Origin of the sequence: Streptomyces sp. NPDC004284, from assembly GCF_042874035.1 — a bacterium.
Classification (GTDB): Bacteria; Actinomycetota; Actinomycetes; order Streptomycetales; family Streptomycetaceae; genus Streptomyces.
Window position 1 is genome coordinate 743,517 of record NZ_JBIAMJ010000001.1, and the last position, 18,288, is coordinate 761,804.

At 69.1% G+C, this 18,288-nt stretch carries 19 protein-coding genes; 18 read left to right on the forward strand and 1 reads right to left on the reverse strand.

Translation table 11 applies throughout. From position 1 onward, the window contains the following. Nucleotides 1-76 precede the first annotated feature (76 nt). The 18 genes from ACFYUS_RS03450 (at nucleotide 77) to ACFYUS_RS03535 (ending at nucleotide 16,348) form a co-directional block, all read left to right on the forward strand. The gene (locus ACFYUS_RS03450) at nucleotides 77-1,171 is read left to right on the forward strand and encodes an LCP family protein (RefSeq protein ID WP_388845154.1); all 1,095 of its coding nucleotides are present in this window, start codon (nucleotides 77-79) and stop codon (nucleotides 1,169-1,171) included. Between the two features lie 135 nt (nucleotides 1,172-1,306). Next, entirely contained in the window at nucleotides 1,307-1,528 is a 222-nt protein-coding gene (gene rpmE, locus ACFYUS_RS03455; RefSeq protein ID WP_015036196.1) for a 50S ribosomal protein L31, read from the forward strand. A gap of 98 nt (nucleotides 1,529-1,626) precedes the next feature. After that, entirely contained in the window at nucleotides 1,627-2,703 is a 1,077-nt protein-coding gene (prfA, locus tag ACFYUS_RS03460; protein WP_388845157.1) for a peptide chain release factor 1, read from the forward strand. A 66-nt stretch (nucleotides 2,704-2,769) separates the two neighbouring features. Then, nucleotides 2,770-3,615, forward strand: a complete 846-nt coding sequence (prmC, locus tag ACFYUS_RS03465; RefSeq protein ID WP_352028391.1) for a peptide chain release factor N(5)-glutamine methyltransferase — start codon at nucleotides 2,770-2,772, stop codon at nucleotides 3,613-3,615. A 34-nt stretch (nucleotides 3,616-3,649) separates the two neighbouring features. Further along, complete coding sequence (locus ACFYUS_RS03470) at nucleotides 3,650-4,297, forward strand: L-threonylcarbamoyladenylate synthase (protein WP_388845160.1); 648 nt, start codon at nucleotides 3,650-3,652, stop codon at nucleotides 4,295-4,297. Then, complete coding sequence (locus ACFYUS_RS03475) at nucleotides 4,294-4,941, forward strand: protein-tyrosine-phosphatase (protein ID WP_388845163.1); 648 nt, start codon at nucleotides 4,294-4,296, stop codon at nucleotides 4,939-4,941. The genes ACFYUS_RS03470 and ACFYUS_RS03475 overlap by 4 nt, the downstream gene beginning before the upstream one ends. A gap of 75 nt (nucleotides 4,942-5,016) precedes the next feature. Next, a complete protein-coding gene (glyA, locus tag ACFYUS_RS03480) occupies nucleotides 5,017-6,264 on the forward strand; it encodes a serine hydroxymethyltransferase (RefSeq protein WP_388845166.1) in 1,248 nt (415 codons plus the stop codon). A 107-nt stretch (nucleotides 6,265-6,371) separates the two neighbouring features. After that, complete coding sequence (locus ACFYUS_RS03485) at nucleotides 6,372-7,679, forward strand: MraY family glycosyltransferase (RefSeq protein ID WP_388845169.1); 1,308 nt, start codon at nucleotides 6,372-6,374, stop codon at nucleotides 7,677-7,679. A gap of 266 nt (nucleotides 7,680-7,945) precedes the next feature. After that, nucleotides 7,946-8,359 carry a hypothetical protein gene (locus ACFYUS_RS03490; protein ID WP_388845172.1) on the forward strand — a complete coding sequence of 138 codons (414 nt, stop codon included), beginning with the start codon at nucleotides 7,946-7,948 and terminating at the stop codon, nucleotides 8,357-8,359. A gap of 225 nt (nucleotides 8,360-8,584) precedes the next feature. Continuing rightward, on the forward strand, nucleotides 8,585-9,394 hold the full coding sequence (gene atpB / locus ACFYUS_RS03495) for a F0F1 ATP synthase subunit A (RefSeq protein WP_388845175.1): 810 nt from the start codon (nucleotides 8,585-8,587) through the stop codon (nucleotides 9,392-9,394). Between the two features lie 90 nt (nucleotides 9,395-9,484). After that, nucleotides 9,485-9,742, forward strand: a complete 258-nt coding sequence (atpE, locus tag ACFYUS_RS03500) for an ATP synthase F0 subunit C (protein WP_093874070.1) — start codon at nucleotides 9,485-9,487, stop codon at nucleotides 9,740-9,742. 41 nt (nucleotides 9,743-9,783) lie between these two features. Further along, the gene (locus ACFYUS_RS03505) at nucleotides 9,784-10,329 is read left to right on the forward strand and encodes a F0F1 ATP synthase subunit B (protein WP_388845178.1); all 546 of its coding nucleotides are present in this window, start codon (nucleotides 9,784-9,786) and stop codon (nucleotides 10,327-10,329) included. Then, complete coding sequence (locus ACFYUS_RS03510; RefSeq protein WP_388845181.1) at nucleotides 10,326-11,141, forward strand: F0F1 ATP synthase subunit delta; 816 nt, start codon at nucleotides 10,326-10,328, stop codon at nucleotides 11,139-11,141. Before ACFYUS_RS03505 ends, ACFYUS_RS03510 begins: the two co-directional genes overlap by 4 nt. Nucleotides 11,142-11,291: 150 nt before the next feature. Continuing rightward, nucleotides 11,292-12,887: a F0F1 ATP synthase subunit alpha gene (gene atpA, locus ACFYUS_RS03515; RefSeq protein WP_351183844.1), complete on the forward strand. Its 1,596-nt coding sequence runs from the start codon at nucleotides 11,292-11,294 to the stop codon at nucleotides 12,885-12,887. A gap of 20 nt (nucleotides 12,888-12,907) precedes the next feature. Continuing rightward, nucleotides 12,908-13,825, forward strand: a complete 918-nt coding sequence (locus ACFYUS_RS03520) for a F0F1 ATP synthase subunit gamma (RefSeq protein WP_388845184.1) — start codon at nucleotides 12,908-12,910, stop codon at nucleotides 13,823-13,825. Further along, nucleotides 13,825-15,267 (forward strand): F0F1 ATP synthase subunit beta, encoded by a 1,443-nt coding sequence (gene atpD / locus ACFYUS_RS03525; protein ID WP_116158817.1) that lies wholly within the window; start codon nucleotides 13,825-13,827, stop codon nucleotides 15,265-15,267. The genes ACFYUS_RS03520 and atpD overlap by 1 nt, the downstream gene beginning before the upstream one ends. Nucleotides 15,268-15,379: 112 nt before the next feature. Next, nucleotides 15,380-15,754 (forward strand): F0F1 ATP synthase subunit epsilon, encoded by a 375-nt coding sequence (locus ACFYUS_RS03530; RefSeq protein ID WP_225804664.1) that lies wholly within the window; start codon nucleotides 15,380-15,382, stop codon nucleotides 15,752-15,754. Nucleotides 15,755-15,901: 147 nt separating this feature from the next. After that, on the forward strand, nucleotides 15,902-16,348 hold the full coding sequence (locus ACFYUS_RS03535) for a DUF2550 domain-containing protein (RefSeq protein ID WP_388845188.1): 447 nt from the start codon (nucleotides 15,902-15,904) through the stop codon (nucleotides 16,346-16,348). Nucleotides 16,349-16,403: 55 nt separating this feature from the next. On the opposite strand, the gene ACFYUS_RS03540 is transcribed toward ACFYUS_RS03535, so the two are convergent. After that, a complete protein-coding gene (locus tag ACFYUS_RS03540) occupies nucleotides 16,404-18,251 on the reverse strand; it encodes a glycosyl hydrolase family 18 protein (protein WP_388845191.1) in 1,848 nt (615 codons plus the stop codon). Nucleotides 18,252-18,288 lie beyond the last annotated feature (37 nt).

Below are 18,288 nucleotides of genomic sequence, written 5' to 3' on the forward strand. Positions count from 1 at the left end.
TTCGGGTGCTTCGTCGTCACTGAAGGTGAAGTCGAGGGCGTCACAGAAGGTGCGTGTCGAGGGCCGAGGGAAGACGATGACCGAGCAGAGCAAGAGCGGACGCGCGCGCGGCGCGGGCAGCGGCCGACGCCGCAAGCCCCCCGCCAGGCGCCGCAAGACCCCGATCCTCATATCGGGGGCCGTCGCGGTCCTCCTCCTCGGCGGCGCCGGACTCGGCTACGTGTACGTCAAGCTCGACGGCAACCTCAAGGGCGTCGACATCAACGCCCAGCTCGGCAAGGAGCGCCCCGAGAACGTCGACAACGGCTCCCTCGACCTCCTCGTCCTCGGCTCCGACTCCCGCGCCGGCGACAACGGCGCCTACGGCAAGGACGAGGGCGGCGCCCGCTCCGACACCGCGATGGTCGTGCACGTCTACGAGGGCCACAAGAAGGCCAGCGTGGTCTCCATACCCCGCGACACCCTCATCGACCGGCCCTCCTGCACCGACGCGAAGGGGACCGCCGTCCCCGGCGAGCGGCGCGCCATGTTCAACACCGCCTACGAGGTCGGCGGCCCCGCCTGCGCCGTCAAGACCGTCGAATCGATGTCCGGCATCCGCATGGACCACTACATCGAGGTCGACTTCACCGGCTTCAAGAAGCTCATCGACGAGCTCGGCGGTGTCGAGATCACCACCACGCAGGCCATCAAGGACCCCAAGAGCCACCTCGACCTCGCCCCGGGCACGCACACCCTCGACGGCGAGCAGTCCCTCGGCCTCGTCCGCACCCGCAAGAGCGTCGGCGACGGCAGCGACCTCGGCCGCATCCAGCTCCAGCAGGCCTTCATGAAGGCCTTCATGAACCAGGTCAAGGACGTCGGCGTCTTCTCGAACCCGGCCAAGCTGTACGGACTGGCCGACGCCGCCACCAAGGCCATCACGCCCGACTCCGAACTCGACTCCGTCCAGGAGCTGACAGGCTTCGCCAAGGGCCTCGCCGGCATCGGCGCCCAGAACGTCCACATGGTCACCCTGCCCGTCGAGTACGACCCCCGGGACCCCAACCGCGTCGTCCCCCTCGAAGCCCAGGCCGCACAGGTCTGGAAGGCCCTCAAGGGTGACCTGCCGATCCCCGCGTCGGCCACGAAGGACGCCGCCACCGGCAAGGCCGAGGGCCTGGTCAGGTAGCCCCAGGAATACTTCCGGCCCGACCCCGGTTTGGGGAGATGCGGCCGGTCCTGGCAGACTGGTACGTCGGCCCCGGTTCACGCTGTCCGCAACCCGCGGGGGCGACCCGGAGCCCTCCCGAAACTAGGAGACACCTTGAAGCGCGAGATCCACCCCGAGTACGTCGAGACCCAGGTCAGCTGCACCTGTGGCGCGTCGTTCACCACCCGTAGCACCCTGACCGAGGGCACCATCCGTGCCGAGGTCTGCTCCGAGTGCCACCCGTTCTACACGGGCAAGCAGAAGATCCTCGACACCGGCGGCCGCGTGGCCCGCTTCGAGGCCCGCTTCGGCAAGGCTGCCGGCTCCGCCAAGTAGCGAGCCACTGCGCCGGTCTTCGGCTGCCCCCGTGCGGGGGTGGCCGGGACCGGCGCTTTGCCGTCCCGTAGCAACCCACGAAAACCCAGGAGCCCCCGATGTTCGAGGCGGTCGAGGAACTGGTCGGCGAGCACGCCGACCTCGAGACCAGGCTCGCGGACCCTTCGGTCCACGCCGATCAGGCCAACGCGCGCAAGCTCAACAAGCGCTACGCCGAGCTGACCCCGATCGTCGCCACCTACCGCTCCTGGAAGCAGACCGGTGACGACATCGAGACGGCGCGCGAGCTGATGCACGACGACCCCGACTTCGCCGCCGAGGTCAAGGAACTGGAGAAGCAGCGCGAGGAGCTCACCGACAAGCTCCGCCTGCTCCTCGTCCCGCGCGACCCGAGCGACGACAAGGACGTCATCCTGGAGATCAAGGCGGGCGCGGGCGGCGACGAGTCCGCCCTCTTCGCCGGCGACCTCCTCCGGATGTACCTGCGGTACGCCGAGCGCGTCGGCTGGAAGACCGAGATCATCGACGCCACCGAGTCCGAGCTCGGCGGCTACAAGGACGTCCAGGTCGCCGTGAAGACCAAGGGCGGCAACGGCGCCACCGAGCCCGGCCAGGGCGTCTGGGCCCGGCTCAAGTACGAGGGCGGGGTGCACCGCGTCCAGCGCGTGCCCGCCACCGAGTCCGCCGGCCGCATCCACACCTCCGCCGCCGGCGTGCTCGTCACGCCCGAGGCCGAGGAGGTCGACGTCGAGATCCACGCCAACGACCTGCGCATCGACGTCTACCGCTCGTCCGGCCCCGGCGGCCAGTCGGTCAACACCACCGACTCCGCGGTCCGCATCACCCACCTGCCGACCGGCATCGTCGCCTCCTGCCAGAACGAGAAGAGCCAGCTCCAGAACAAGGAGCAGGCCATGCGCATCCTGCGCTCCCGGCTCCTCGCCGCCGCCCAGGAGAAGGCCGAGGCCGAGGCCGCGGACGCGCGCCGCAGCCAGGTCCGCACCGTCGACCGGTCCGAGAAGATCCGTACGTACAACTTCCCGGAGAACCGGATCTCCGACCACCGCGTCGGCTTCAAGGCGTACAACCTGGACCAGGTCCTCGACGGCGACCTGGACGCCATGATCCAGGCCTGCGTCGACGCCGACTCGGCGGCGAAGCTCGCCGCAGCGTGAGGCGGGCGAAGCCCGTCGCCGCGTAAGGCCCCCCTCAAGCCCCACCCCGCACCACGGAGGACCAGCGTGAACCTGCTGCTTGCCGAGGTGGCCCAGGCCACCCAGCGGCTGGCCGACGCCGGCGTTCCCTCACCGCGTTTCGACGCCGAGGAGCTCGCCGCGTTCGTGCACGGCGTCAAGCGGGGGGAGCTGCACAACGTCAAGGACGCGGACTTCGACGCCCGCTACTGGGAGGCCGTCGCCCGCCGCGAGGCCCGCGAGCCGCTCCAGCACATCACCGGCCGGGCGTTCTTCCGCTACCTGGAGCTCCAGGTGGGGCCCGGCGTCTTCGTGCCCCGCCCGGAGACCGAGTCGGTCGTCGGCTGGGCCATAGACGCCGTGCGCGCCATGGACGTCGTCGAACCGCTCATCGTCGACCTGTGCACCGGCTCCGGGGCGATCGCCCTCGCGCTCGCCCAGGAGGTGCCGCGCTCGCGGGTGCACGCCGTTGAGCTGTCCGAGGACGCGCTCGCGTGGACCCGCAAGAACGTCGAGGGCTCCCGCGTCGTGCTGCACGAGGGCGACGCGCTCACCGCGCTCCCCGAGCTGGACGGCCAGGTCGACCTGGTCATCTCCAACCCGCCGTACATCCCGCTCACCGAGTGGGAGTACGTGGCTCCCGAGGCCCGCGACCACGACCCGGAGATGGCCCTCTTCTCCGGCGAGGACGGCCTCGACACCATCCGTGGCATCGAGCGCACCGCCCACCGGCTGCTGCGCCCCGGCGGCCTCGTCGTCATCGAGCACGCGGACACGCAGGGCGGGCAGGTGCCGTGGATCTTCAACGAGGAGGCCGGCTGGGCCGACGCCGCCGACCACCCGGACCTGAACAACCGGCCGCGCTTCGCGACCGCCCGCAAGGCGATGCCATGACCACGCACGACGCACACGAGGAGGCCGGGAGCTGATGGCACGGCGATACGACTGCAACGAGGCGACCGATCGCGCGACCGGTCTGCGCGAGGCCGCGTCCGCCGTCCGCCGGGGCGAGCTGGTCGTGCTGCCCACCGACACCGTGTACGGGATCGGGGCGGACGCCTTCAGCGGCGAGGCCGTCGGCGACCTGCTCGCCGCCAAGGGCCGCGGCCGCAACATGCCCACGCCCGTGCTCATCGGCTCCCCGAACACCCTCCACGGCCTGGTCACCGACTTCTCCGAGCAGGCCTGGGAGCTCGTCGACGCCTTCTGGCCCGGCGCGCTCACCCTCGTCGCCAAGCACCAGCCGTCCCTCCAGTGGGACCTGGGCGACAGCCGGGGGACCGTCGCCATCCGGATGCCGCTGCACCCGGTCGCGATCGAGCTGCTCACCGAGGTCGGCCCGATGGCCGTCACCTCGGCCAACATCACCGGCCACCCGGCGCCGGAGGACTGCGACGCGGCGCAGCAGATGCTCGGCGACTCGGTCTCCGTCTACCTCGACGGCGGCCCGACCCCCGGCATCGTCCCCTCGTCCATCGTCGACGTCACGGGCAAGGTGCCGGTGCTGCTGCGCGAGGGCGCGCTCTCCCCGGAGGAGCTCCGGAAGGTCGTGCCCGACCTCGAGGTGGCCAGTTGACCGCCCCTGAGGGGCGTGGCATAGCGGGGCACGAATCCAGCGACACCTTCCGCATCCTCCACGTCAGCACCGGCAACGTCTGCCGCTCGCCGATCACCGAGCGGCTGACCCGCCATGCCCTGAGCGTCCGCCTCGGGGACCCTCTCGGCGGCGGCCTGATCGTGGAGAGCGCGGGCACCTGGGGCCATGAGGGCGCCCCGATGGAGACCAACGCGGAACTGGTCCTCGCCGACTTCGGCGCGGACTACAGCGGCTTCGTCGGCCGCGAGCTCCTCGACGAGCACGTCATCCGCGCCGACCTCGTCCTGACCGCGACCCGCGACCACCGCGCGCAGGTCATCTCGATGGGCCATTCGGCGGGCCTGCGCACCTTCACCCTGAAGGAGTTCACCCGCCTGGTCCGCGCGATCGACCCCGCCACCCTCCCGGACCCCCGCGACGACGGCATGGCCGAACGCGCCCGCGCCCTGGTCCGCGCCGCCGCGGCTCTACGCGGGTGGCTCCTCGCCCCCTCCCTGGACGCCGACGAGGTCAACGACCCCTACGGCGCCCCGATCACCTTCTTCCGGTCGATCGGCGACGAGATCAACCAGGCGCTGGACCCGGTGGTCACGGCCTTGACGGGCATCGCGGCCCGCCGCTGACGGCTTCGACGGGCGTCGGCGCCAAGCCCTGACGTTCGACGGGCGGGGTGGGGTGCGGCTGCCTACATTGGTTTCATGTCGGTCACCGCGCCCCCCGATGAGGAACTCGACGTCCTGCGCCGGCAGGACCCCGAGGTCGCCGATGTGCTGCTCGGCGAGGTGCGGAGGCAGGCGGACAGTCTGCAGTTGATCGCGGCGGAGAACTTCATGTCGCGCGCGGTGCTGGCCGCGCTCGGTTCGCCGCTCGCCAACAAGTACGCGGAGGGCTATCCGGGCGCCCGGCACCACGGCGGCTGCGAGTACGCGGACGCCGTGGAGCGGATCGCCGTCGAGAGGGCCACTGCGCTCTTCGGAGCGGACCACGCGAACGTACAGGCCCACTCGGGCTCCTCGGCCGTCCTGGCGGCATATGCGGCCCTTCTCAGGCCCGGTGACACGGTTCTGGCCATGGGGTTGAACCACGGCGGGCACCTCACGCACGGGTCGCCCGCGAATTTCTCCGGACGGTGGTTCGACTTCGTGCCCTACGGCGTCGACGCCGAGACCGGGCTCGTCGACTACGAGCAGGTCGCCGCCCTCGCCCGCCACCACCGCCCCAAGGCGATCGTCTGCGGGTCGATCTCGTACCCCCGGCACCTCGACTACGCGGTCTTCCGGGAGATCGCCGACGAGGTCGGGGCGTATCTGATCGCCGACGCCGCCCACCCCATCGGCCTCGTCGCCGGGGGAGCGGCGCCCAGCCCCGTCCCGTACGCCGACGTGGTCTGCGCGACGACGCACAAGGTGCTGCGCGGGCCGCGCGGCGGAATGATCCTGTGCGGCGAGGAGCTGGCGGACCGGATCGACCGGGCGGTGTTCCCGTTCACGCAGGGCGGCGCCCAGATGCACACGATCGCGGCGAAGGCGGTGGCCTTCGGCGAGGCGTCCACGCCGGCGTTCACCGCGTACGCCCATCAGGTGGTCGAACACGCCAGGGTCCTCGCGGCCGCGCTCGCCGCCGAGGGCTTCGCGCTGACCACCGGCGGGACGGACACGCACCTCATCACCGCCGACCCCACGCCGCTCGGCGTCGACGGGCGGACCGCGCGCGCCCGGCTCGCCGCCGCCGGCATGGTGCTCGACACCTGTGCCCTGCCGTACGGGGAGGGGCGCGGGATCCGGCTCGGCACCGCCGCCGTCACCACGCAGGGGATGGGCTCCCCGGAGATGGCGAGAATTGCGGCACTGTTCACCGTCGCGTTGCGTGATGACCCCGGGGAAACGGCCCGGGTACGCGCGGAAGTACGGGAGCTGACCAGCCGATTTCCCCCGTATGGGCCCTGACGGAAGACCGAGCGCAACCGTTCGGGCGGCCGGTGTGTCTCCAAGCACATGGACGGCACGGCTAGGGTGTGGGGCTGAGATGGCCAGCGATTCCTGTGGGGCAGCCCGTGCGTGATTACCTGCTGACGCTCTGTGTCACGGCCGCGGTGACCTATCTGCTCACCGGTCCGGTGCGGAAGTTCGCCATCGCGACCGGGGCGATGCCGGAGATCCGCGCCCGCGACGTGCACCGAGAACCGACTCCGCGGCTCGGTGGCATCGCCATGTTCTTCGGGCTGTGCGCGGGACTCCTCGTCGCCGACCACCTGCAGAACCTGAACAGCGTCTTCGAGCAGTCCAACGAGCCCCGCGCGCTGCTCTCCGGCGCCGCGCTGATCTGGCTGATCGGCGTCCTCGACGACAAGTTCGAGCTGGACGCGCTCATCAAGCTGGGCGCGCAGATGATCTCGGCGGGCGTGATGGTCGCGCAGGGTCTGACGATCCTGTGGCTGCCGATCCCCGGCGTCGGCACGGTCGCCCTCACCCCCTGGCAGGGCACGCTCCTGACGGTCGCCCTGGTGGTCCTCACCATCAACGCCGTGAACTTCGTCGACGGCCTCGACGGCCTCGCCGCCGGCATGGTCTGCATCGCCGCAGCGGCCTTCTTCCTGTACGCGTACCGCCTCTGGTACGGCTACACGATCGAGGCCGCCGCCCCCGCGACCCTCTTCGCCGCCATCCTCATGGGCATGTGCCTGGGCTTCCTCCCGCACAACATGCACCCGGCGCGGATCTTCATGGGCGACTCGGGATCGATGCTGATCGGCCTGATCCTGGCCGCCTCCGCCATCTCGATCACCGGCCAGGTCGACCCGGACGCGCTGAAGATCTTCGAGGGCTCGACCCGGCAGGCCACGCACGCCGCCCTGCCCGTCTTCATCCCGCTCGTGCTGCCGCTGACGATCATCGCGATCCCGATGGCGGACCTGGTCCTCGCGATCGTGCGCCGTACGTGGAAGGGCCAGTCGCCGTTCGCGGCCGACCGCGGCCACCTGCACCACCGGCTCCTGGAGATCGGGCATTCGCACAGCCGCGCGGTGCTGATCATGTACTTCTGGTCGGCGCTCATCGCCTTCGGCACGCTGGCCTACTCGGTCCACTCGACCTCGATGTGGATCGTCCTCGGCGTCGTCGCGCTGAGCGCGATCGGCCTGGTGCTGCTCCTGCTGCCGCGCTTCACGCCGCGCGCCCCGCGCTGGGCGCAGTCCGTCGTGCCGCCCCGCTACCGCCGCCGCAAGCCGGCCGCCGTGCCGGTCGAGGCCGAGGACGTGGTCGAGGAAGAGCGGGAGCCCGTGCCCGCCGGGGTCAACGGGGCGACCGCCATCGGTCACCGTTCGCGCTTCTCCGACAGGAGTAAGGCCGGCGCGCGCGGTTGACGAAAAGCCCCATTCGGGTGCCATAGCAGACAAGTTGCCCCGCTGTCGCGCACACACGCGCGGGGTCACTCTCATGTGTGACTGTTGGCACACCTTACGAGTAAAGACCTATTCAAATAGTTTGTGATACGGTTCACGAGACCCGGCGACAGTGCCGAAAGACCGTAGTGCGACGGTCTGTTGGCCCCGAGACCCACCTCGGACCGGGCTTACGCTCGTCCATGACGACACCATCGCCCCCTCCAAGAGCAAGCGGAGACACCGCCATGCCGTCGAACGACGCACGCATCCTTCTGCACACCGCCGTCCCCACCGCAGCCGTCGGCGCCATCGCCACGGTCATCAGCGGCGTGGTCGCCGGTGGCAAGGGTGCGATCGGTGCCGTCGTCGGCACCCTGGTGGTGATCCTCTTCATGGGGATCGGGCAGTTGGTTCTCCAGCGGACGGCGAAGTCGCTTCCGCACCTCTTCCAGGCCATGGGGCTCATGCTCTACACGGCCCAGCTGCTGGTGCTCTTCATCTTCCTGGCCTTGCTGAAGAACACGACGCTGTTCGACTTCAAGGCCTTCGCCTTCACGCTGCTCGCGACGACCGTGGTGTGGGTCGCCGCACAGGCCCGGGCCTACATGAAGGCCAAGATCACGTACATCGACCCCGGAAACACGGGGTCCAAGTCGTGAAGGGTAGGGCCGGGATAAAGCCGCGTTCGGCTTCCTGCTATCGTCCGGTGCCAACTGCGGCACTGCGGACGCGGGCATCCGAAACGGCGCCTGCCCCAGCGAGAGGCTCGATGCCGAACCGCCGCCCCCTTATCCGTAAGACCAGTCCAGTGCCGACCCGCGGCTGCGCGCCGCGCCGACACAACGAGGTTGCCGTACCTATGCGCCACGCTGAAGGAGCCCGCGGTGAGTGCTGACCAGACGCTTGCCTTCGACCCGGATTGCCACATCTTCTCTGGATGCGGCTTCCCGGCGCCGGGCCTGCACACGTTCATGTACGAGCCCATCGCCACGGTGGGCGGCATCGACATCACCAAGCCGATGCTGCTCGCCGTCCTCGGCTCCATCGTGGTCGTCGGGTTCTTCTGGGCCGCCTTCAACAAGCCCAAGCTGATCCCCGGCAAGATGCAGATGGTCGGCGAGGCCGGTTACGACTTCGTGCGCCGCGGCATCGTCTACGAGATCATCGGCAAGAAGGACGGCGAGAAGTACGTCCCCTTCATGGTGTCGCTGTTCTTCTTCGTCTGGATCATGAACCTCTGGTCGATCATTCCGGTCGCCCAGTTCCCGGTCACCTCGCTGATCGCCTTCCCGGCGGCCCTCGCGCTGATCGTGTACGTCATGTGGGTGGCGCTGACCTTCAAGAAGCACGGCTTCGTCGGTGCCTGGAAGAACATGCTCGGGTACGACAAGTCCCTGGGCGCGATCCTCCCGCTCATCATGCTGCTCGAGTTCTTCTCGAACATGCTCATCCGGCCCTTCACGCACGCGGTGCGACTGTTCGCGAACATGTTCGCCGGTCACCTGCTGATCGTGATGTTCTCGCTGGCCACCTGGTACCTCATGAACGGAATCGGCTTCGTCTACGCCGGCGCCTCGTTCGTGATGGTCCTCGTGATGACCGCCTTCGAGCTCTTCATCCAGGCCGTCCAGGCGTACGTCTTCGTCCTCCTGGCCTGCAGCTACGTCCAGGGCGCGCTCTCCGAGCACCACTGAGCCTCCCTGCCCCGTAGCTCCACCCCCGAAACCATCAGTCGTCCGGTGGCCAACCCCCACCGGGTCATTGAAAGAGAAGGAAGTAACGGCATGTCCGCTGCTCTCGACATGGTCAACCTCGCCGCCGGCGCCAAGGAGAACGTCGTCGGCAACGTCGCCTCGATCGGTTACGGCCTCGCCGCGATCGGCCCCGGCGTCGGCGTCGGCATCATCTTCGGTAACGGTACGCAGGCCCTCGCCCGCCAGCCCGAGGCCGCCGGTCTCATCCGTACCAACCAGATCATGGGCTTCGCCTTCTGTGAGGCGCTCGCCCTCATCGGCATCGTCATGGGCTTCGTCTACCAGTAAGCCGGACCGACTGCCCGATTCTTTTTACGGAAGGCACTGATGTGAACGCTCTGCTTCTTGCGGAAGCGGCGGAGCCCCAGCCTCCGCTCATCCCGCATCTCGATGAGCTCGTCATCGGCCTGATCGCCTTCGTCATCGTCTTCGGCTTCCTCGCCAAGAAGCTTCTCCCGAACATCAACAAGGTTCTGGACGAGCGCCGCGAGGCCATCGAGGGTGGCATCGAGAAGGCCGAGTCGGCCCAGATCGAGGCTCAGAGTGTGCTGGAGCAGTACAAGGCCCAGCTCGCCGAGGCCCGTCACGAGGCCGCGCGTCTTCGCCAGGAGGCGACGGAGCAGGGCACCGCGATCATCCAGGAGATGAAGGCGGAAGGCCAGCGCCAGCGCGAGGAGATCATCGCGGCCGGCCACGCGCAGATCGAGGCCGACCGCAAGGCCGCGTCCGCGTCGCTGCGTCAGGACGTGGGCAAGCTCGCCACCGACCTGGCCGGCAAGCTGGTCGGCGAGTCCCTCGAGGACGCCGCCCGCCAGAGCCGCACCATCGACCGCTTCCTCGACGAGCTCGAGGAGAAGGCGGAGGCTGTCCGATGAACGGAGCGAGCCGCGAGGCACTGTCCGCCGCCCGTGAGTCCCTCGACGCGCTGACCGACAACACGCCGGTCGACGCGACGAAGCTCGCGGACGAGCTGGCCGCCGTCACCGCGCTGCTCGACCGCGAGGTGTCGCTGCGCCGGGTCCTGACCGACCCCGCCCAGTCGGGTGAGGCCAAGGCCGAGCTCGCGCAGCGACTCCTGCGCGGTCAGGTGGGCGGCGAGACCGTCGACCTGGTCTCGGGCATGGTGCGTTCCCGCTGGTCGCGTTCGCGCGACCTGGTCGACGCGGCCGAGGAGCTGGCGAACACCGCCGACCTCACCGCGGCGCAGAAGGCGGGCGCTCTCGACGACGTCGAGGACGAGCTGTTCCGGTTCGGCCGGATCGTGTCCTCCAGCACCGAGCTCCGCTCGGCGCTGACGGACAAGACCGCCACGGCCACCGCGAAGGGCACGCTGCTCAGCAGCCTGCTCGGCGGCAAGGCCCACGCGACCACCGAGCGTCTGGTCGTCCGTCTGGTGACCCAGCCCCGGGGACGTAGCCTGGAAGCGGGACTCGAGTCCCTGTCCAAGCTCGCCGCGGCGCGCCGGGACCGGATGGTCGCCGTCGTCACCTCGGCGGTGCCGCTGTCGGACCGGCAGAAGCAGCGCCTCGGTGCCGTACTGGCGAAGCTGTACGGCCGCGAGATGCACCTGAACCTGGACGTGGACCCCGCGGTCCTCGGCGGGATCACGGTGCGCGTCGGCGACGAGGTCATCGACGGTTCCATCGCGGAGCGCCTCGGCGAGGCGACCCGTCGACTGGCCGGCTGACGGCAGCGACCACAGCAGCACCAGCAGCACAGCAACACAGCATCACCAGCGGCCCGGTTGGGCCGTGCAGAGATTGCAGAAGATTCCTGGGGGTCGGCCCCCAGACCCCTTAAGAAACTTCGGGCCCAACAAGGAGAGCAGGGAACCCAGATGGCGGAGCTCACGATCCGGCCGGAGGAGATCCGGGACGCGCTGGAGAACTTCGTCCAGTCGTACCAGCCGGACGCGGCCTCGCGCGAGGAGGTCGGCACGGTCAGCCTGGCCGGTGACGGTATCGCGAAGGTGGAGGGTCTTCCCTCCGCCATGGCGAACGAGCTGCTGAAGTTCGAGGACGGGACCCTCGGTCTCGCGCTGAACCTCGAAGAGCGCGAGATCGGCGCGATCGTCCTCGGCGAGTTCAGCGGCATCGAGGAGGGGCAGTCGGTGCAGCGCACCGGCGAGGTCCTCTCCGTCGGTGTCGGTGAGGGCTACCTGGGTCGCGTCGTCGACCCGCTCGGTAACCCGATCGACGGTCTCGGCGAGATCGCGACCGAGGGCCGCCGCGCCCTCGAACTGCAGGCCCCGGGCGTTATGGCCCGTAAGTCGGTGCACGAGCCGATGGAGACCGGCTACAAGGCCGTCGACGCCATGACGCCGGTCGGCCGTGGTCAGCGTCAGCTGATCATCGGTGACCGTCAGACCGGCAAGACCGCTCTGTGCGTCGACACGATCATCAACCAGCGCGACAACTGGCGCTCGGGCGACGTGAACAAGCAGGTCCGCTGCATCTACGTCGCCATCGGCCAGAAGGGCTCGACCATCGCGTCCGTTCGCGGCGCCCTGGAAGAGGCCGGCGCGCTCGAGTACACGACGATCGTCGCCGCCCCGGCGTCCGACCCGGCCGGCTTCAAGTACCTGGCGCCGTACACCGGTTCCGCCATCGGTCAGCACTGGATGTACCAGGGCAAGCACGTCCTGATCGTCTTCGACGACCTGTCGAAGCAGGCCGACGCCTACCGCGCCGTGTCGCTGCTGCTGCGCCGCCCGCCGGGCCGCGAGGCCTACCCGGGTGACGTCTTCTACCTGCACTCCCGTCTCCTCGAGCGCTGCGCGAAGCTCTCGGACGAGCTGGGCGCGGGCTCGATGACCGGTCTGCCGGTCGTCGAGACGAAGGCCAACGACGTCTCGGCGTTCATCCCGACCAACGTCATCTCCATCACCGACGGCCAGTGCTTCCTGGAGTCCGACCTGTTCAACGCCGGCCAGCGTCCGGCCCTGAACGTCGGTATCTCGGTCTCCCGAGTCGGTGGCTCCGCCCAGCACCCGGCCATGAAGCAGATCGCCGGCCGCCTCCGCGTGGACCTGGCCCAGTTCCGTGAGCTGGAGGCCTTCGCGGCCTTCGGTTCCGACCTGGACTCGGCCTCGAAGGCGCAGCTGGAGCGTGGTCAGCGCATGGTCGAGCTGCTCAAGCAGGCTCAGTACCAGCCGATGCCCACCGAGAACCAGGTCGTCTCCGTCTGGGCCGGCACCACCGGCAAGATGGACGACGTCCCGGTCGCCGACATCCGTCGCTTCGAGGCCGAGCTCCTGGCGTACCTGCGCCAGAACCACTCCGGTCTCATGACCTCCATCCGTGAGGGCAAGAAGATGTCGGACGACACGCTGACGGCCGTCGCCGACGCCATCGCGGAGTTCAAGCAGCAGTTCGAGACGTCTGACGGCAAGCTGCTGGGCGCGGACGCTCCCGCCGTCAACGTCTCGAAGTGACGACGGAAGGGACCTGACTCATGGGAGCGCAGCTCCGGGTCTACAAGCGTCGCATCAAATCCGTCACCGCGACGAAGAAGATCACCAAGGCGATGGAGATGATCGCCGCCTCGCGTGTCGTCAAGGCGCAGCGCAAGGTGCAGGCGTCGACTCCGTACGCGACCGAGCTCACGCGCGCGGTCACGGCGGTGGCCACGGGTGCGAACGACAAGCACCCGCTGACCACCGAGGCGGAGAACCCGAGCCGTGCCGCGGTCCTGCTCCTCTCGAGCGACCGCGGTCTGGCCGGCGCCTTCAACTCCAACGCCATCAGGGCGGCGGAGCAGCTCATCGCGAAGCTGGAGGGCGAGGGCCGGACGGTCGACATCTACGTCGTCGGTCGCCGGGGTGTCTCGCACTTCAACTTCCGTGAGCGGAAGCTGACCGACACGTGGACCGGCTTCACGGACGAGCCCACGTACGCGGACGCCAAGAAGGTCGCGGCACCGCTGATCGAGGCGATCGAGAAGGACACGGCCGAGGGTGGCGTGGACGAGCTCCACATCATCTACACCGAGTTCGTCTCGATGATGACCCAGACGGCGATCGAGGCCCGGCTGCTGCCCCTCAGCCTCGACGAGGTGGCGAAGGAGGCCGGCGAGCCGGACACCCTCCGTCCGCTGTACGACTTCGAGCCCTCGGCGGAGGACGTCCTCGACGCCCTTCTGCCGCGCTACGTCGAGAGCCGCATCTACAACGCGCTGCTGCAGTCGGCTGCCTCCAAGCACGCCGCCACGCGCCGCGCGATGAAGTCGGCCACCGACAACGCGGGAGACTTGATCAACAACCTCTCCCGACTTGCCAACGCGGCCCGCCAGGCCGAAATCACCCAGGAAATCAGCGAGATCGTCGGTGGCACCGCAGCCCTGGCCGACGCGACCGCGGGGAGTGACAAGTAATGACGACCACTGTTGAGACGGCCGCCGCCACGGGCCGCGTCGCCCGGGTCATCGGCCCGGTCGTCGACGTGGAGTTCCCCGTCGACGCGATGCCGGAGATCTACAACGCCCTGCACGTGCAGGTCGCCGACCCGGCCGAGGACGGCGCGCTCAAGACGCTGACCCTCGAGGTCGCGCAGCACCTCGGTGACGGCATCGTCCGTACCATCTCGATGCAGCCCACCGACGGTCTGGTCCGCCAGGCCCCCGTGGTCGACACCGGCGACGGCATCACGGTGCCGGTCGGCGACGTCACCAAGGGTCGCGTGTTCAACACGCTGGGCCAGATCCTGAACGAGCCCGAGGCGGAGTCGGAGGTCGGCGAGCGCTGGTCCATCCACCGCAAGGCCCCGGCGTTCGCGGACCTCGAGTCGAAGACCGAGATGTTCGAGACCGGCCTCAAGGTCGTCGACCTTCTCACCCCGTACGTCAAGGGTGGAAAGATCGGTCTGTTCGGTGGTGCCGGTGTCGGCAAGACCGTTCTGATCCAGGAAATGATCATGCGTGTGGCGAAGCTGCACGAGGGTGTTTCCGTGTTCGCCGGTGTCGGTGAGCGTACGCGTGAGGGCAACGACCTCATCGCGGAGATGGAGGACTCGGGCGTCCTCGACAAGACCGCCCTTGTCTTCGGCCAGATGGACGAGCCCCCGGGCACCCGTCTCCGTGTGGCCCTCGCCGGTCTGACCATGGCGGAGTACTTCCGCGATGTGCAGAAGCAGGACGTGCTGTTCTTCATCGACAACATCTTCCGCTTCACGCAGGCCGGTTCCGAGGTCTCGACCCTGCTCGGCCGCATGCCCTCCGCGGTGGGTTACCAGCCGAACCTGGCCGACGAGATGGGTCTCCTCCAGGAGCGCATCACCTCGACCCGTGGTCACTCGATCACCTCGATGCAGGCGATCTACGTCCCCGCCGACGACCTCACGGACCCGGCGCCGGCGACCACCTTCGCCCACCTCGACGCGACGACGGTTCTCTCCCGTCCGATCTCCGAGAAGGGCATCTACCCGGCCGTGGACCCGCTGGACTCCACGTCCCGGATCCTGGACCCGCGCTACATCGCGCAGGACCACTACGACGCCGCCACGCGCGTCAAGGGAATCCTGCAGAAGTACAAGGACCTCCAGGACATCATCGCGATCCTCGGTATCGACGAGCTGAGCGAGGAGGACAAGCTCACTGTCCACCGCGCCCGCCGTGTCGAGCGCTTCCTGTCCCAGAACACCCACGCGGCGAAGCAGTTCACCGGTGTGGACGGTTCGGACGTTCCGCTCGACGAGTCGATCGCCGCGTTCAACGCGATCTGCGACGGTGAGTTCGACCACTTCCCGGAGCAGGCGTTCTTCATGTGCGGTGGCCTTGAGGACCTCAAGAACAACGCCAAGGAGCTCGGCGTCTCCTGAGCCTCGTGCTCGACCGAGGGGGACGGGATCCGTCCCGTCCCCCTCTCCACGCCCCCTAGAATTGACCCCAACACCCGGCACGACCGCCGGGTGGTGACCCGAGGAGCCACCCTTGGCTGCTGAGCTGCACGTCGAGCTGGTCGCCGCGGACCGGAGTGTCTGGTCCGGCGAGGCCACCCTGGTCATCGCGCGTACCACCTCCGGCGACATCGGCGTCATGCCCGGCCACCAGCCGCTGCTCGGTGTGCTGGAGTCGGGCCCGGTGACCATCCGTACGAGCGAGGGCGGCACCATCGTCGCCGCCGTCCACGGTGGATTCATCTCGTTCGCCGACGACAAGCTGTCTCTGCTCGCGGAGGTCTGCGAGCTGGCGGACGAGATCGACGCCCAGCGCGCCGAGCGCGCGCTGGAGCGTGCGAAGACGGACTCCGACGCCGCCGCCGAGCGGCGCGCCGAGGTCCGGCTGCGCGCGGTAGCGGTCCGCTAGCGGACCCGCGCCGAGCAGGAGTGCCCTCAGCCGCGGCACGGTCCGGAATTTTCCGGAGCGTGTCGCGGCTGAGGCGATGCAGATGCAGGTTGTATTCGGTTCTGCCGGCGGTGCCGGCTACGGGACGCAGCGAGGAGGTCGGTGAAGATGTTCCTCGCTCTGCTCGTGTGCGGCCTGGTCGTCGCACTGGTGGTGATCGGGCTCTTCGTCTTCGGCACGCGCCGGAGACTGATCCAGCGCGCCGGCGGCACGTTCGACTGTTCGCTGCGCTGGGACGTCCCCGACGAGCCGGATCCGACCGGCAAGGGCTGGGTGTACGGCGTCGCCCGCTACAGCGGTGACGAGATCGCCTGGTTCCGTGTCTTCTCGTACTCGCCCCGCCCGCGCCGGACCCTGGAGCGCTCGTCCATCGTGGCGCTGGAGCGCCGGATGCCGGAGGGCGAGGAGGAGCTCGCGCTGCTCTCCGATTCCGTGATCCAGCCCTGTATGTACGAGGGCGTCCGCATGGAGCTCGCGATGAGCGAGGACGCCCGGACGGGTTTCATGGCCTGGCTGGAGGCGGCTCCGCCGGGGCAACGGGTGAACGTCGCGTGATGCGTGAAGAAGCGGGGACGGCGTGCTGCGCCGTCCCCGCTTCTCGTCTTCTGGCCTAGCTCAGGCCGGTGTTGATGGCGCCGACCAGCTCGCCGTTGCCGGTGTCACCGCTGAACTCCCAGAAGAACGCTCCGCCGAGGCCCTGGTTCTTGGCCCAGCTCATCTTCGAGTTCACGGTGGCGGGGGTGTCGTAGCTCCACCAGTTGGTGCCGCAGTAGGCGTACGCGGTGCCCGCGACGGTGCCGGTGGCCGGGCAGGAGTTCTTGAGGACCTTGTAGTCCTCGATGCCCTGCTCGTACGTGCCCTGCGCCGGGCCGGTCGCCGTGCCGCCGGGGGCGGACTGGGTGACGCCGGTCCAGCCGCGTCCGTAGAAGCCGATGCCGAGCAGCAGCTTGTTGGCGGGGACGCCCTTGGCCTTGTACTTGGCGATCGCCTCGGCGGAGTTGAAGCCCTGCTGCGGGATGCCGGCGTACGAGGTGAGCGGGGAGTGCGGGGCCGTCGGGCCCTTCGCCGCCCAGGCGCCGAAGAAGTCGTACGTCATGACGTTGAACCAGTTCATGTACGGCGCGGCGCCCGCGTAGTCGGCGGCGTCGATCTTGCCGCCGTCGGAGGCGTCGGCCGTGACGGCCGCGGTGACCAGGGCGTTCGCGCCGAACTTGGCGCGCATGGCCTGGATCATGGTCTTGAAGGAGGCCGCGCCGCTGGTGTCGCAGGACAGACCGCAGGCGTTGGGGTACTCCCAGTCCAGGTCGATGCCGTCGAAGACGTCGGCCCAGCGCGGGTCCTCGACCAGGTCGTAGCAGGACTGGGCGAAGGCGGTCGGGTTCTGCAGGGCCTGGCCGAAGCCGCCGGACCAGGTCCAGCCGCCGAAGGACCACAGGATCTTGATGTTCGGGTAGAGCTTCTTCAGCTTGCGGAGCTGGTTGAAGTTGCCGCGCAGCGGCTGGTCCCAGGTGTCGGCGACGCCGTCGACGGACTGGTCGGCGGTGTAGGCCTTGTCGTAGTCGGCGTAGGAGTCGCCGATGGCGCACTTGCCGCCGGTGACGTTGCCGAAGGCGTAGTTGATGTGGGTGATCTTGGACGCGGAGCCCGAGGTCACGATGTTCTTCACGTGGTAGTTGCGGCCGTAGACGCCCCAGTTGGTGAAGTAGCCCATCTTCACGGCGTTCGGGAGGGGCTGGCCGCCGCCTCCGCCGGTGGTGTGGACGGCGACCGGGCCGGCGGCGGGGCCGGTCTGGTCGATGGTGTCGCGGGCGACGACGGTGTACGAGTAGTCGGTGCCGGCGGTCAGGCCGCTGTCGGTGAAGGTGAGGCCGGTGGTGGTGGTCACCTTGGTGCCGTCGCGCAGGACGTCGTAGTTCTTGACGCCCTTGTCGTCGGTGGCCGCGGTCCAGGTGAGCTTCGCCGAGGTGTCGGTGATGCTGGAGGCGACCGGGGTGCCGGGGGCCGAGGGCGGGTTGTCGCCCGGCACGGTGGTGCCGTCGCAGGGAGCGCCGTTGATCTTGCAGCCGCTGGGCGCTCCGGGGCCGGCGCCGTTGTAGCCGAAGGAGACGGAGGCGCCGGGGGCGAGGGTGCCGTTCCAGCCGACGTTCTTGGCGGTCCAGTGGGTGCCGGAGCTGGTGACGGTGGCGTCCCAGGCGGAGGTGACGGAGGTGCCGGAGGGGTAGTCCCACTCGACGGTCCAGGAGCTGATGGTGGTGGTGCCGGTGTTCTTGATGGTCCAGTTGGCGCCGAAACCGGTGCCCCAGTCGGAGGACTTGGTGTAGGTCGCGGTGGCCGAGGTGGCGGCCTCGGCGGGGGAGGCGAGGCCGACCAGGGCGGCCAGGGGCAGGATCAGGGCGGTCAGTCCGGCGGCGGTCCGCTTTCTGAACCCTGCTCTGCGCGTCGGTGCTTGAGTGCTCAACGGTGCTCCTCACGTTGCGGACGGAGAAGGTGGGGGT